Source organism: Rubrobacter aplysinae, from assembly GCF_001029505.1.
Taxonomy (GTDB): Bacteria; Actinomycetota; Rubrobacteria; order Rubrobacterales; family Rubrobacteraceae; genus Rubrobacter_A; species Rubrobacter_A aplysinae.
In genome coordinates this window covers 1-14431 of sequence record NZ_LEKH01000012.1, presented here as the reverse complement: position 1 = coordinate 14431, position 14431 = coordinate 1, and the positions used below count along the sequence as shown (strand labels likewise).

The 14431-nt window shown below is 66.0% G+C and carries 13 protein-coding genes and 1 pseudogene; 5 read left to right on the top strand and 9 right to left on the bottom strand.

What is annotated here, in order from left to right; translation table 11 throughout:
* Window positions 1–107: 107 nt before the first annotated feature.
* The 7 genes from ABD53_RS17015 to ABD53_RS11720 all read right to left on the bottom strand — a co-directional run bounded on the left by ABD53_RS17015 (window position 108) and on the right by ABD53_RS11720 (window position 8321).
* Window positions 108–713, bottom strand: a complete 606-nt coding sequence (locus tag ABD53_RS17015) for a helix-turn-helix transcriptional regulator (RefSeq protein ID WP_152670750.1) — start codon at window positions 711–713, stop codon at window positions 108–110.
* 304 nt (window positions 714–1017) lie between these two features.
* Window positions 1018–1761 carry an SIR2 family NAD-dependent protein deacylase gene (locus ABD53_RS11745; protein WP_047866001.1) on the bottom strand — a complete coding sequence of 248 codons (744 nt, stop codon included), beginning with the start codon at window positions 1759–1761 and terminating at the stop codon, window positions 1018–1020.
* A gap of 2 nt (window positions 1762–1763) precedes the next feature.
* Window positions 1764–3071 carry a histidine--tRNA ligase gene (hisS, locus tag ABD53_RS11740; protein WP_047866000.1) on the bottom strand — a complete coding sequence of 436 codons (1308 nt, stop codon included), beginning with the start codon at window positions 3069–3071 and terminating at the stop codon, window positions 1764–1766.
* Between the two features lie 4 nt (window positions 3072–3075).
* On the bottom strand, window positions 3076–3663 hold the full coding sequence (locus tag ABD53_RS11735) for an MBL fold metallo-hydrolase (protein ID WP_047865999.1): 588 nt from the start codon (window positions 3661–3663) through the stop codon (window positions 3076–3078).
* Window positions 3664–3759: 96 nt separating this feature from the next.
* Window positions 3760–6078, bottom strand: coding sequence for a RelA/SpoT family protein (locus tag ABD53_RS11730; protein WP_084709584.1), 2319 nt, complete (start codon window positions 6076–6078; stop codon window positions 3760–3762).
* 97 nt (window positions 6079–6175) lie between these two features.
* The gene (locus ABD53_RS11725) at window positions 6176–7900 is read right to left on the bottom strand and encodes an ABC1 kinase family protein (RefSeq protein ID WP_047865998.1); all 1725 of its coding nucleotides are present in this window, start codon (window positions 7898–7900) and stop codon (window positions 6176–6178) included.
* 31 nt (window positions 7901–7931) lie between these two features.
* Window positions 7932–8321, bottom strand: coding sequence for a phasin family protein (locus tag ABD53_RS11720; RefSeq protein WP_047865997.1), 390 nt, complete (start codon window positions 8319–8321; stop codon window positions 7932–7934).
* 251 nt (window positions 8322–8572) lie between these two features.
* On the opposite strand from ABD53_RS11720, the gene ABD53_RS11715 reads away from it, so the two are divergent.
* The 3 genes from ABD53_RS11715 to ABD53_RS11705 all read left to right on the top strand — a co-directional run bounded on the left by ABD53_RS11715 (window position 8573) and on the right by ABD53_RS11705 (window position 12206).
* On the top strand, window positions 8573–10081 hold the full coding sequence (locus tag ABD53_RS11715; protein WP_053058005.1) for a sulfatase: 1509 nt from the start codon (window positions 8573–8575) through the stop codon (window positions 10079–10081).
* A gap of 97 nt (window positions 10082–10178) precedes the next feature.
* The gene (locus ABD53_RS11710; protein WP_047865996.1) at window positions 10179–11519 is read left to right on the top strand and encodes a sulfatase; all 1341 of its coding nucleotides are present in this window, start codon (window positions 10179–10181) and stop codon (window positions 11517–11519) included.
* Between the two features lie 63 nt (window positions 11520–11582).
* Window positions 11583–12206 carry a hypothetical protein gene (locus tag ABD53_RS11705; RefSeq protein ID WP_047865995.1) on the top strand — a complete coding sequence of 208 codons (624 nt, stop codon included), beginning with the start codon at window positions 11583–11585 and terminating at the stop codon, window positions 12204–12206.
* Between the two features lie 4 nt (window positions 12207–12210).
* Here ABD53_RS11705 and ABD53_RS11700 read toward each other — a convergent pair whose 3' ends face one another.
* A complete protein-coding gene (locus ABD53_RS11700; protein ID WP_047865994.1) occupies window positions 12211–13206 on the bottom strand; it encodes an aldo/keto reductase in 996 nt (331 codons plus the stop codon).
* Window positions 13207–13369: 163 nt separating this feature from the next.
* On the opposite strand from ABD53_RS11700, the gene ABD53_RS11695 reads away from it, so the two are divergent.
* Together ABD53_RS11695 and ABD53_RS11690 are read left to right on the top strand one after the other, a co-directional pair.
* Window positions 13370–13774, top strand: coding sequence for a PadR family transcriptional regulator (locus tag ABD53_RS11695; RefSeq protein WP_047865993.1), 405 nt, complete (start codon window positions 13370–13372; stop codon window positions 13772–13774).
* A 3-nt stretch (window positions 13775–13777) separates the two neighbouring features.
* Window positions 13778–14308 carry a hypothetical protein gene (locus ABD53_RS11690; protein ID WP_047865992.1) on the top strand — a complete coding sequence of 177 codons (531 nt, stop codon included), beginning with the start codon at window positions 13778–13780 and terminating at the stop codon, window positions 14306–14308.
* A gap of 22 nt (window positions 14309–14330) precedes the next feature.
* Here ABD53_RS11690 and ABD53_RS18090 read toward each other — a convergent pair.
* Window positions 14331–14431: pseudogene (locus tag ABD53_RS18090) on the bottom strand (IS982 family transposase); the annotation flags it as partial.

The following is a 14431-nucleotide window of genomic DNA, read 5'->3' as shown; positions in this document are numbered from 1 at the left end:
TAACGTGCATCCTGGTGCTAGAAGCTCTTCAAACACCAAAGTGCCGGGCGGTCACCTCCTGGACATGAGGCACGACATGTTGGCCAAAAATCCCCGTGGTGTCTTTTCTAGAGCGGGTTGCTGCGGAAGAGTATCGCCGCTTCGGTACGATTGCGGACCCCGAGGGTCTTGAACGCTGAACGCAGATGCTGCTTTATCGTGAACTCCGACAGATAAAGGTGTTGGGCTATCTGGGAGTTTGTCAGCCCGTCGGAGACGAGCCTCAGGATCTCCAGTTGCCTGGAGGTGAGTATTGCGAGATCCACGGGGGCTTTCTCCTCGACCAACCCCTTGAGCAGTTCTCGCGGCACCACGACCTCTCCTTTACGGGCGACGTTGAGGGCCCGGACTATCTCGTTTGGCTGCATACCGGCGTGAATGAATCCGTGAGCCCCGGCACCGAGCGCGGCTCTGGCTAATGGAAGCTGTGCGTGCATGCCAAAGGCCAGTAAGCAAGCCTCTGGATACCTGGAACGCAGGCTGCGAATTTCATCCGCCGGTTCTTCGGCATCACAACAATAATAGATTATGGAGTGTGGATCCCAGCCCTCTGGAGGGCCGTATCCGGGGTGCACCTCCGCCTCCCCCTTGAGTACCTCCGTCAGCCCGAGGCTAACAACCGGATACCCGGAGTGGATCCAGATCCCGCCCGGATCAGACTCGGTCTCCGCCACTTATGCTACCTTCTTTCTACCAATAGGCTCCGCCGGTACTCCCGGTCAGTCCGGGCTTATCTAGCTTTTCATACACTCGTAAGTGCCAACATCTTTATGCACTTTCGGGCTAGTATAACCGCACGCATCCAGCCCATCAAACCCCGGGGAAAGACACGTCGGATGGCGTTGAGGGTGTGCGGAGACGGATACTGGTCTGGAGGATAACCGGACGTACTTCTAATCGGGACCGGCTGCGTTTGGCTGCGCTTGGCTGCGCTTGCAGAACCTTACGATCCCGCTGGCTAGAGTGCACCGCGCCCTGTTATACGCTGTTCTTATACGCCGCGACCAGCGCGGAGAGCGCCTCGCCGGCCGGGCTCCGCAACGTGTAGTCTGCATGGGGCGTGAGCGGCGTGGGCTCCGGGTTCACCTCGACGACCGTGGCTCCTCCCGAGAGTGCGGCCTGCGGCAGGGATGCGGCGGGCTGCACGAGGCTGGAGGTCCCGACTGAGAGAAACAAGTCGCTCTCGCGGGCTTCCTCCTGAGCGGTCTCGAATGCCTCGACCGGTAGCGCCTCCCCGAACCACACGACGTCCGGGCGCAGGTAGGCTCCGCACTCTGGGCAAGAGGGCGGTTCTCCTTCAAGCCCTTCAGGGTCTCTGGTAAGACGCTCCCGCGAGCAGATGGTGCGCGAGATGTCGCCGTGCAACTCAAGCACGTTGTGGCTACCGGCGCGGCGGTGCAGGCCATCCACGTTCTGGGTCGCCAGGGTGAAACGCGGCACGAGGCTTTCGAGCTCCGCCAGCGCCCGGTGCCCGGCGTTCGGCTCCACGCCGCCGACCAGCTCTCGTCTCCAGGCGTACCAGCGCCACACCAGCCCGGGGTCTCGGTCAAAGGCTTCGGGGGTGGCGAGATCCTCTGGCCGGTAGTGCTCCCAGAGCCCGGTCTGGGCGTCGCGGAAGGTAGGGACCCCGCTCTCCGCGGATATTCCGGCCCCGGTCAAGACCGCCACGGACCGCGCCTCGCGCAGCGCCTCGATGAGAACCTGCGGCACCTCTGCGGCCACGGCTAGCCGGACACCGCCCGCAGAATATCCTCGTGTCCGCCGGAGATGAAAATTTTGCCTTCCTCTCCCGTACTCATATCTCGCAACTTTGCGACACCGGAGGCTAACTCCTCTTCTCCCATAACCACCGTCCACGAGGCTCCGGAGCGGTCGGCCTGCTTTAGCTGGCCCTTGGCGCTGCGTCCGGCGTAGTCCAGCTCGCAGGCCACCCCTTCCCGGCGCAGGGCGCCGGCGAGCGAGAGCGCGGGCATCCGGGCGTCTTCGGAGAGAGCGGCGAAGTACACGTCCACGCCCGGTACGTCCGAGGGCCCTCCGGCGGCCATCAGCACCCGCTCGACCCCGCTGCCGAAACCGATACCGGGCGTGTCGGGACCTCCGATCTCCTCCACGAGTCCGTTGTAGCGGCCGCCGCCGCCGACGGCGTCCTGGGAGCCGAGCACCGGGCTCTTGGCCTCGAAGACGGTCAGGGTGTAGTAGTCGAAGCCGCGCACCAGCCGGTCGTCCACCCGGTACGGGATGCCGAGGGCGTCCAGCCCCTGCCGGACCGCGGCGAAGTGCGCCGAGGCATCTTTCGTGAGGAAGTCTTCTATGGACGGCGCCTCCGCGAGCAGCGCCTGGGTGCCCGGATCCTTGGAGTCGAAGGTACGCAGGGGGTTGGTATCCAGCCGGGCCACGGAGTCCGGGTCCAGGTCGGAACGGTGCTTGTCGAGGTACGCCTTGAGCTCCGGAACGTAGCTCTGGCGCGTGGCGAGATCCCCGAGGTTGTTCACGTGTATGACCTCTTCCAGCACGCCGGCCGCCTGGTGGATGTCGTACAAGAGCGCCATTACCTCGACGTCCATCAGCGGGTCATCCGAGCCGAGCGCCTCCGCGCCGAGCTGGACGTGCTGGCGGTAGCGTCCCTTCTGCTGACGTTCGTAGCGAAACATCGGTCCCACGTACCACAGCTTGAGAGGCTGGGCGAGCTTGTCCAGCGAGTGCTCGACGTAGGAACGGACGACGCCGGCGGTGCCCTCGGGCCGCAGGGATAGCTCCCGCCCGGCGCGGTCGGTGAAGGTAAACATCTCTTTGCTCACTATGTCCGACGATTCCCCCACGCCGCGCACGAAGAGGCGCGTCTCCTCAAAGAGCGGCATGCGGACCTCGGTGTAGTTGTAGCGCCGGAAGGTGTCGCGGGCGATGGACTCGACCCAGGCCCACATCTCCGGCCGCAGGTGCGGGTCGCGGTCCGCAGCGCCGGGGACCACGTCGTAGGTGCCCTTCGGGGCCCGGTAACTCTGAGAACTCTGAGAGCTTTGAAAATCGGCCACTACACTACCCCTGAACTATCCCGAGCGGCAGGTACGGGTTGGTCTCTAGCTCGTCGTGGGCCACGAGCACGTCGCCGTGGCCGCAGTACAGGCGGGTGCTTTCGGTCCACAGCGGCATCACCCGGCGTACGGAGTCCGAGATGTCTGACCAGGAGGTGCCCGGAAGGTCCGTGCGGCCGACGCTGCCCGGCAGCACTAGGTCGCCCACGAGCTGGTCCCGGCTCTCGTTCTCCACCACGAACGTCACCGAGCCCGGCTCGTGGCCTGGGGTGTGGATCACCCGCAACGTCTGCCCGGCTATCTTTAGCTCCTGATCGTCGGAAAGCGGCTCGTACACGCCGATCTCCGCGTCTATGTCGGGGTGGGCGTAGACCGGGGCCGGGGTCTCGCGGCGTACGTCGTCGAGCGCGGCGACGTGGTCCGCGTGCCCGTGGGTAATGAGGATCGCGGCGACGGGCTGGCGGACGGCGGACAGGATCCTCTCCGGTTCGGCCCCGGCGTCCACTATTATGTCGCCCTCGGGCGCGTGTATGACGTAAGCGTTCACGCCGAACCCGCCCATGTCCAGGGCAACCTGCTGTATCTCCGACATCTGGTCCCTCCTGTTTTAGTGACCTGAATACTCGATATACCCGACGCTCGGTGCAGCGAGAGCCGCCCCGGGCTCCCGCTCTCTAAAGTTCTCTGGCTAATTCTCCAGCGGGGTGCCGTCTCGGGAGACGCGGTACGCGTCGTAGACGTCCGGGATGTCGCGTACCTTGCGGAGTATCTCGTCCACGTGCGTCAGGCTCGCCGCCTTGAACGCGAACCGGCTCAAGGCCGTGCGATCCTCGATGGTATCCACCCTCGCCGACATTATGCTCACGTTCGCGTCGGAGATGGTGGACGTCACGTCCTTGAGAAGGTGCATCCGGTCCAGCGCCTCGACCAGAAGCTCCACGGTAAACAGCCTGCCGCTCCCCGAGGCCCACTCGACCTCGACGAATCTTTCGGGGTCGCGATGGCCCAGCGCCCGGGCGTTGGCGCAGCCCGCGGCGTGCACCACCACCCCGCGACCGAGCGAGACGTAGCCCACTATGTCGTCGCCGGGCATCGGGCTGCAGCAGCGGGCCAGCCGGGTGAGGACGCCGCTCGACCCCACCACCCGCACGCCGGTCTCCTCGCCGGTACCGTCTCCCCCGTCCACGCCGTCCCGGAGCGGCAGCGGCGTCTTGGCCGGGCTCTCGCCGCCCCGCGCGGAGCCGGGCCGCTTGCCGTTCTCCGAATGTTCCTCGCCGCCCCCGTCCTTATCCGGCTGCACCCGGTCGAGCAGCCGATTCGCCACCCCCTCCGCGGAGGCCGCGCCCGCGCCCACGGCGGCGAGCATGTCGTCAGGGCCAGGATACCCGGCGCTCTCCGAAACCTCCTTCCACACGCTCTGGGAGACCTTGGGGGCGTGACGCTTCTTGAGGTAGGTCTGTACCTTCTCGCGGCCCGAGGCCAGGTTGTCCTCGCGGTCGGCCTTGTTGAAGAACTGCCGGATCTTGTTCCGCGCCCGCCCGCTCTGCACGACGGTGAGCCAGTCCCGGCTCGGCCCCGCCGAGGACCTGCTGGTTATGATCTCGACCCGGTCGCCCGAGACTAGCTCGGAGTCCAGCGGCACGATGCGGCCGTTCACCTTGGCCCCGACGCAGTGGTGCCCGATCTCGGTGTGGACGTGGTAGGCGAAGTCCAGGGGTGTCGCCCCGGAGGGCAGGCTCTGCACGTCGCCCTTGGGGGTAAAGACGAAGACCTCGTCTGCTATCAGCTCGCCCTTCAGGGACTCCATGAACTCCGAGGAGTCGGTGGTCTCCTTCTGCCACTCGAGCATGCTCTTGAGCCACTTCAGGCGGTCGACCTCGCCGTCGCCGCCGTGCTTGTACATCCAGTGCGCGGCGATGCCGTACTCGGCGGTCACGTCCATCTCGCGGGTTCGGACCTGGATCTCCAGGAGCTTGCCCTCGTTGGACATTACCGTCGTGTGCAGCGACTGGTACATGTTGAACTTGGGCATCGCGATGTAGTCCTTGAACCGCCCGGGTATGGGCTTCCAGGTCGAGTGGATAGCGCCCAGCGCCCCGTAGCAGTCGCGCACGGAGTCCACCACGACCCTGAGGCCGGCGAGGTCGTAGATCTCGTTGAACTCCTTGTTGCGGCGGACCATCTTGTTGTAGATGGAGTAGAAGTGCTTGACCCGCCCGTGCACCTCGGCCTCGACCCCGGCCTCCCCGAGGTGCTCCTGAAGCTCCTCGGCCACGCCGGTTATGAAGGACTCCCTATCGCCCCGGCGGGCGGCGACGAGCCGCTTTATCTCCTCGTAGCGCCGGGGGTGGAGGGTCGCGAAGGAGAGGTCCTCTAGCTCCCACTTCAAGGAGTAGATGCCCATACGGTGGGCGAGCGGAGCGTAGATCTCCAGCGTCTCCGTCGCCTTCTTTAGCTGGGTCTCGCGCTTTAAGTAGTCCAGGGTGCGCATGTTGTGCAGCCGGTCGGCGAGCTTGATGATAATGACGCGCACGTCCTTGCTCATCGCCACGATCATCTTCCGCAGGCTCTCGGCCTGCGCCTCTTCGAGATTTCCCGACGGCAGCCGCTTTAGCTTGGTAACGCCGTCGACCATGTCCGCGACCTCGGTGCCGAAATCCCGTTCGAGCTCTTCCTTGGTGACCTCGGTGTCCTCGAGCACGTCGTGCAAGAGGGCAGCCGAGATGGTCACGGGGTCCAGGCGCAGGTCGGCGAGCAGGTCGGCGGCGCAGAGGGGATGATGGACGAAGGACTCGCCGCTCTTGCGGTGCTGCCCCCGGTGCGAGGAGTGCGCCACGCGGTAGGCGCGGGCGATCATCTCCTCTTCTGGCTCCGGGCTGTAGGAGGCCACTTTCTCTATAAGCGAGGAGATGGTGACCTCGGAGCCTGCGTCCTTGCCGGGACGCGCCTTGCCGTCAACCGCCTCCAGCTGTTCCTGGATCACATCATGTTTGTTGGTCGTCTCCACGACTTGATTCTAGCATCGCTCGGGCAAGTTCCGGCTGCCCTGCGTGCCCTCCGGTTCCTCCCGGTAACTCACGAGCTGTACGAGAGCTGTGCACGGGCTATATCCTCCGGTCACGCAGGATGAGCAAAAGGAGTATCCCCCCGAGCACGAGGGCGATGGAGAAGCCGGCGAAGGCCACGAGCGGCACGCCGAGAACCGGCACCTGCGGGCCGCCGCGGTCGAACGCCCCGAGCATGGAGGAGCCGACGAGCAGGGCCCCGGTTATGAGCGCGAACACGAGCCGGTTGGCGAGCACGTCCACCTCCCCGGTAAGCTCGTCCAGGCCGCCGTGCTTGAGGCGAACCTGCATCTCGCCGTCAGAGAGCTCGGCGAGGACCTGCCGGATCTGACGCGGATAGTCCTCGGCGTAGCGGGCGTACTCCAGGGCGCGCTCCCGGCTCCGGTCGTGGATGGCTTCGGGGGAGTAGCGGCTCCGCAACAGCCGGCGCGCGTAGGGCCGGGCGACCTCGTACACGTTCAGGGAGGGGTCTATGGAGCGGGCCAGACCCTCCGCCGTCGCCAGGGCCCGGGTCATTAGCGAGAAGACCGGCGGCATGGAGACCCGGTTGCGGCGGGCGAGCGAGATCAGTTCGCCCAGGGCCTGGCTTATGGTCACCTCCCCGACGGAGAGACCGGCGTACTTGTAGAGAAACTCCCGCAGATCCTGGACGAGCGCGGACCGGACGTGGGCCGAGTAGCGGATGCCGAGCTCTTCGAGGCCGCGCAGGGTCGCCTCCGCATCCTGCTGCATGACGGAGACGAAGAGCCGGCCCAGGGCGTCTATGTCGCCGCGGCTCATGTAGTCCACCATCCCGAAGTCCAGGAGAGCCAAGTTGCCTCCGGGGGTCAGGATCAGGTTCCCCGCGTGCGGGTCACCGTGAAAGAAACCGTCCTCGAAGGCCATCTTGAAGATAGCATCCGCCCCCATCCCGGCGACGCGGCGCCGTTCGGCGGGCGGCAGCGATAGCGGGGTTATGTCGTGAAACCGGGTGCCCGCGACGTACTCCATCGTGAGTACCCGGCCCGTGGAGTACCCGGTGTAGACGCCGGGGATCACCACCGGCGTGTCGGCGAAGTTGGCGGCGAAACGGCGGGCGTTGCGGGCCTCGGCCTCGTAGTCGAGCTCGCGCCGGATCACTACCTCGAACTCCGCCACGAGGCCGCGCACGTCCACTATGGTCCGGTCCCCGAAGCGGTGGTGGATAAACGAGGCGAGATCCCGCATCAGCGCAAGGTCCGACTCCACCCGGCTCCGGGCCTCGGGCCGCTGCACCTTGACGGCGACCTCTCTAACCTCACCCCCGCTCCGCAACGTCGCCCGGTGGACCTGCCCGATGCTCGCCGAGCCGAGCTCCACGGTCTCGAAGCCCTCGAAGACCTCCTCCACCGGCGCGCCGAGCTCGCGCTCGATCACGCCCCGCACCACCTCCACCGAGACCGGCGAGGTCGCGTCCTGCAGACGCTCCATCTCGATCAGCACGCCCTCGGGCAGCACGTCCGAGCGGCTCGAGAGTAGCTGACCGAACTTTACGAAGGTCGGGCCGAGGTCTTCGAGCGTGCGCCGCAGCCGCACCCCGAAGTTAGGCCCGAGGATCTCCTGCGCCCCGAGGCTCTGGCGGCGGCCGCGCCGCACGTCGAACACGAAGCCGAAGCCGTGCCGCACGAGGACGCGGCTGATCTGGGAGAACCGCCGCACGTTTCCCTGGCGGACCACCTCCGACGGGTCGGGGCGCTCCTCGTACAGCCGCTCCGGTGTTCCGGCGGCGTTGGAGGGGGTCTCCAAGCCGGGCTACAGGAGGCGGATCTTACAGTCCCTACAGGCCCGGGGCCGGAGGGTCTCCGCCCGGCGTGCCGTTACCGGGGGCATCCGAGCGCCCCGGAGCCGACGCCGCCCCGCCCCCGGTCTCCAGCACCCGCAGCCGGTGCTCCAGCTGCTCGACGCGGAAGACGAGGTCGTCGTAGTCGTCGCGGTTGGGCACGCCCGCGCCCCGGAGGCCCTGCTGCACCGAGGTCTCCACTACACCCCGGGCCCCGCTGGAACGCTCGCGCGCGCGGCGCATCACGTCCTCGACCACGCCCCGGCCCTCCTCACGCTCTATCCTGCCCTGCTCCACGAGCTCGGAGACCGCCTGGTCTATCCGGTCCCGGGTGGCGGCGGCCGCCCCGATCTGGAGCAGTATCAGACGCTCAAGCCTCTCGCGCATTCGCATCTCCTCTCTCGGCGTCTACCGGCGGGCCGTCAACGGCCACCCACCACATTTTATCCGATCCGCGCCCGGGAAATCTTCCGTGAGCCTCCCGGACAACTGGTAATAGGCCGGAGGCTCTGCTATATCCCTTGAGGGCCGCAGTTCCCCGGTTAGAATCCACCGGACCAGAGGCCCGACGACACCGCGAAATAGGAAAAACCGAAGGAAACAGAAAAACAGACCGGAAAGGGATACGAGCCCCGGAGATGAGCACCGTCACCCGCAGGGACTTTATAAAGACCGCCGCCGGCGGCACGGCGGGACTGGCCTTTCTCGGCTCCGCGGCCGTCGCGGGCTCCACCTACGCGACCTACCTGCCAAAGGGCGGCTCGCGCATGAACGTGGTAGTGGTCAACCTCGGCAACCTGCGCCGGGATCACGTCGGGGCCTACGGCAACGAGTGGATAAAGACTCCGAGCCTCGACGCCCTGGCAGAAGATTCCCTGCGATTTACCCGGCCTTCCCCGGAGTCCATACCCACCTTGGACGGGCGACGTACGATCTACACCGGCACCCGCACCTGGCCCTTCAGGGGCTGGCGGCCCTCAGCGGTCGGGAATCGCCCCGCGGGCTCGTACTGGATACCAGAAGATCAGAGCAGCTTCACCGAGACGCTTACCGCCAACGAGTACACCGCCGCCCTCGTAACCGACACCTACCCGCAGTTCGAGCCTTCGATGAACTTCCACCGGGGCTTCTCCGCCTTCGACTTCATCCGGGGCCAGGAGCTCGACCGCCTCGCCTCCACCACGAGCGTCTCCGAGAGCGAGGTGGACCGCCTCACCGTCCCCGGCAACGACGAGGCCGCCAGGAGCAAGGCGCGCCAGCATCTGGCGAACAGGGCAAGCAGGTCGAACACGGCGAACAAGGCGACCCGCGCGGACGAGGAAGACCACTTCACCCCCACTGTATTCCGGCGCTCGATGGAGTACCTGGAGCAGGTTAGCAAGGTCGAGGGGCCGTTCTTTCTCATGGTGGACTCCTTCGACCCGCACGAGCCCTGGGACCCGCCGGAGCTCTACAGAAGCATGTACGGGGATCCGATAGGCCGCCGGGAGCCGGCGGTGCCGAACTACGGCGAGAGCGGCTACCTGGAAGAGGCCGAGCTGCGCCGGATGCGCGAGCTCTACGCCGGCGAGGTGACGATGACCGACCGCTGGCTCGGGGAGCTCGTGAACAAGCTGGACGAGCTGAGCCTGCTGGACGAGACGCTGCTAATAGCCTTCTCGGACCACGGCGTCGCCCTCGGCGAGCACGGCTACACCGGCAAGGTCCCAGAGGCCCTGTGGCCGGAGCTTACCGGAAACGTCCTGTACATCCGCCACCCCTCGGGCCGGGGCGCGGGCCAGACCAGCGGCTATCGGGCCTCCCTGCAGGACCTCGCGCCGACCATACTCGGCGTCGCCGGCGGCGAGCAGGAGACGGAAGGGCAGGATCTCGGCGTGATCCTCTCCGGTGGCGAGCCGGAACATCCCCGCTCCCGCACCACCCTCGGCTTCGGCAACTACTCCTGGGCGGAAGACGAGGATCACGCGCTCGCCGTCCGCAACGACGGCTCCGAAGCCCGCCTCTACGACCTGCGGGAGGACCCTGAGATGCACGACGACATTTCCTCGGGTAACCAGGATATCGTGCGCCGCATGTACGAGGACTACATCGTCGCCGACGCCGGCGGCGAGCCGCCACCACTGTACGAGTCTAGTGAGATCTATTGAGATTTTTGAGGCACCCCGCAACCACCGAGACACTGCATGGACTCGCCGGCCCGGCGTTCCCGACCTATAATGTTGCCGCTCTACCAGAGGAGCCAGAATGAACGTCGTGGTGGTGATACTGGATAGCCTGCGCCGGGACCACGTCGGGGCCTACGGCAACGAGTGGATAAAGACCCCGAGCCTCGACGCCCTGGCAGAAGACTCCCTGCGATTTACCCGGCCTTATCCCGAGTCCATCCCGACCATCTGCGCCCGGCGGGCGATCCACACCGGGAGGCGCACCTGGCCTTTCAGAGGCTGGACCCCGCCGCCGGGCGAGCCCTTCAGCCCGGCGGGATGGCGCAAGATCCCGGAGGATCAGACCACCCTCGCGGACGTACTGTCCGAGAACGGCTACGAGACCGCCCTGATCACCGACACCTTCCACCAGTTCAAGCCCTCCTATAACTTCCAGCAGGGCTTCGACGTGTTCGAGCAGGTCCGCGGTCAGGCCGTCGACGCCTACAAGGTGCCGCTAGTCCCCGAGAGGCGGGTCGAGAACCACGCCGTGCCGGGCAACGCCGCCGGCACCCGGGACAGCATCCGGCAGTACCTCGCAAATATCCCCGAGGACCGCGACGAGGACGGCTACTTCGCCCCGAGGGTGTTCTCGCGCGCCATGGACTATCTGGAGACGGCCAAGGATAGCGATCGGCCCTTCTATTTGATGATAGACAACTTCGACCCGCACGAACCTTGGGATACGCCCGCCCGGTACTCGAACATGTACGGCGAGCCCATCGAGGGCTACGAGCCGATATTCCCCGAGCCCGGCAGGAGCGATTATCTGAGCGAGCGGGAGCTGGAGAGGATGCGCGCCCTCTACTCCGGGGAGGTAACGATGACCGACGAGTGGTTCGGCAAGCTCGTGGACCGGATGGAAGACCTCGGGCTCATGCGGGACACGTTGATGATCGTGCTCTCCGACCACGGCGTCGGCGTCGGAGAGCACGGCTACGTCAGCAAGGTGCCCGAGGCGCTGTGGCCCGAGATCACGGACATCGTCTACTACGTGCGGCACCCGGAAGGCAAGGGCGCCGGCCGGACCAGCAGCTTCTACGCCTCCACCCACGACGTCGCCCCCACGGTGCTCTCCGCCCTAGGTATCGAGCGGCCCGGGCAGATGAACGGCCAGGACCTCACCCCGATACTCGAAGGCGGCCCTCCAGAGATGGAGCGCCCGCACTTCAGCCTCGGCTACCACAACTACTCCTGGTGCCGGGACGAAAACTACGCCATGTTCTGCCTCAACGACGGCTCCGAGGCGAAGCTCTACGATCTGCGAGAGGACCCTGAGATGCACGACGACGTCTCCACGGGTAACCGGGATATCGTGCGCCGCATGTACGAGGACTACATCGTCGCCGACGCCGGTGGCGAGCCGCCACCACTGTACTAGGCTTACTAAGCGTACTGGGCCACACCGGAAAGGTTCGCGTCTATGGGGAGTCTCGCTTCGAGAGTGGTAAAGGGTGTCTCGTGGCTGGCGGCGCTCTCCTGCCTGCCAGGGGGCGCGCTGTGGGCGGTCTCTCCCCTCGGGGTCGTGCTCGCCGAGTCCCGGCTGCAGGAAGGCAGCGACCTGTTCTGGAAGCTGTTCCCCGCCGCGCCGCTCGCGCTGGCGCTGGGGGTAGTCGGCCTGCTATGGATCGGGGCGCTCGGCTCCGGCTGGCCTTCCCGGGCCGGTGCGGGCGTAACGCTGCTCGGGCTCTTGATGGTGGTCGCGGGCGTCGTGGGTCAGTTCTGGCTGGGACTGGACGAGGCCTATACGGTGCTGGCCCCGGCCTACTATACGTTCCGTGCCGGGCTCGTGGTGCTCGCGGGCGGCTCGCTCGTCACGGGGCTTGCCGGGATGTTGCGGGGCTCGCTCCCCGCCTGGGGGGCGCTGCCTTTCGTGGCGGCGGCGCTATGCGGGCTCGTGGCGTTCGTGTGGGAGCTCGGTACGATAGGGTCCGGGCTGTGGGCCGTCTTTGGGGCGGGTTGGATGTGGCTGGGTTTCAGCGTCGCCGCCTCGGGGCTAGCGGGCTCCTTGAGGCGCAGGACCCGTGGAGCCTCCCACCCCGGAAAGAGCGGCGCAGAGGCCGGGTAGGTCCCTAGATCTCCCCGGCCTCCACACCGCCCTCGGGCGACGGTCCGCCGACCGAGACGGCGTCCTGCATGATCTCGTCTATACGGCTCAGGTTCTCGTCGGAGAGCTCTACTTCCCCGGCGGGCGCCGTGCCCTCGATGTGATCCGGCCTCCTGCCGCCGACTATAGCGACGTCCACGGCGGGGTTCGCCAGAGTCCAGGCCACGGCGACCTGGGCGACGGTCAGGCCGCGCTCTGCGGCGAACTGCTTGAGCTCGTCCACTTTCTCCAGGTTACGCCGGAAGTTCTCGCCCTGAAAGAGCGGGCTGCCCGCGCGCCAGTCGTCCTCGTCTAGCTGAGTATCCTGGCTCATCTTGCCGGAGAGCAGGCCGTGCGCCAGCGGTCCATACACGAGCACACCGACCCCATTCCGCTCGCAGTAGGGCAGGATGTCGCGCTCTATCTCGCGCCGGAAGAGGTGATACGGCGGCTGCAGGCCGTCGAGCTTGCGCGTCCTCTCGAACTCGGACATCTGCTCCGCGTCGAAGTTGGAAGCGCCGACGTACCGGATCTTGCCCTCCGTGACCATCTCCTCCAGCGCCCCGGCCGTCTCGGAGAACGGGGTATCCGGGTCGGGCCAGTGGATCTGATACAGATCTATGTAATCCGTGCCGAGGTACCGCAGGCTGTCCTCCACGCCCTGCCGGAGCCACTGCGGGCTGGAGTCGCGCACGAGCCCTTCACTCTCGTCCATCCTGAGCCCGCCTTTGGTGGCGAGCGCCACGCTCTCGCGGCGTTCTTTCAGCTCCGGGCCGAGGGCCTTGCCGAGCACCTGCTCGGCCGCCCCGAAGCCGTACCCCTGTGCGGTGTCGAAGAAGTTTATGCCGAGGTTGAGCGCCTTGCGGATCGCACCTTCTAGCTCCTGCTCGTCGGTCGAGCCCCACTCACCGCCGAACTGCCAGGTGCCGAAGGCTATCTTCGAGACCTCGAGGTCCGTCTCGCCAAACTGGGTGTATCTCAAAATCTGCTCCTCTAAACGCTCGCTCCACACGGATACCCGCACAGCTAGGCAGGTAAACGCCGGCTCACACCCACCTACACCGCCCACGACCGCGCCATTGCAGGCCCGGCCAATCTCTATTAGTATATCGTGCAACGATGTATCGAGTAGGGACATATAGCAGATGAGCCGGGAGCGCGACCCCCGACACGGTCCACAGGAGTCCCCATCTCTCTCGCCGGCCGTATTCGACATCCTGCTCGCCTTGTCCGACGGTGAGGAGCGGCACGGGTACGGGATAGCCAGGGAGGTGGAGAGTCGTACCGGCGGCGGCGTAAAACTTGGGCCGGGCACCCTTTACGGGGCGATAAAGCGCATGATCTCACAGGGGCTAATCGTAGAGGCCGAGGAGCAAGAAGATGGGAGATCCGAGGGGAGCGGGCACGAAGAGCGCCGCCGTTACTACCGGATCACGGGGACGGGCAGGCAGGCAGCCTCGATGGAGGCGCAGAGGCTAGAGAGCCTCGTGAGCACGGCGCGGAGCCGCGGACTGCTGCCCAACACCGCTCCCACCCCGGAGGAGGGATAGTACATGAGCTACCCGGACGACCATCTCTCACAAAGACATCAGAAGACCGCACGGGGCTCAGCCCGGCTCTACCGCAAGCTGCTCGTGGCCTACCCGGAGGATTTCCGGGAAGAGTACGCCGAGGAGATGGTCCGCTACTTCGGGGAACTCTGCGAGGAGTCGCTAAAGGAAGGCGGTGTACCGGCCCTGGTGGTCACCTGGCTCCGGACACTCTGGGAGCTGGCACGCAGCTCGCACGCGGAGAGGAGACGCAGCACCCCGGACGTGGAGGTGGATGCACCTTCGGCCACGGCGCTATCACTGCTGGTATTCTTCGGTGCAGGCCAGATCTACAACCGGCAGTTCATCAAGGGAACAGTGCTCGCGGTGCTCCCTATCGTGGTTTTGCCAACGATAGGGCTCTGGCCCTGGCTAGAAACGGAAATCTTAACGGTAATTGCGGCCACGTGGATCTACTCGGCAGTAGACGCTCTATTAAGCGCCCGCAGGATCAAGACTCTGCAACGCGCCGCCACCTCCAACTCGGATAGTTAAACGTTTGGTGTGAATCGTGAGTTCACCATCCCATCAAATCCGCGAACTTCAGCCGAGGACGGCCGAGTTGGTCGTTGAGCCAGATACAGAAGTTGTGCAAGGCTACCCTCGCAGCCAGCCGAG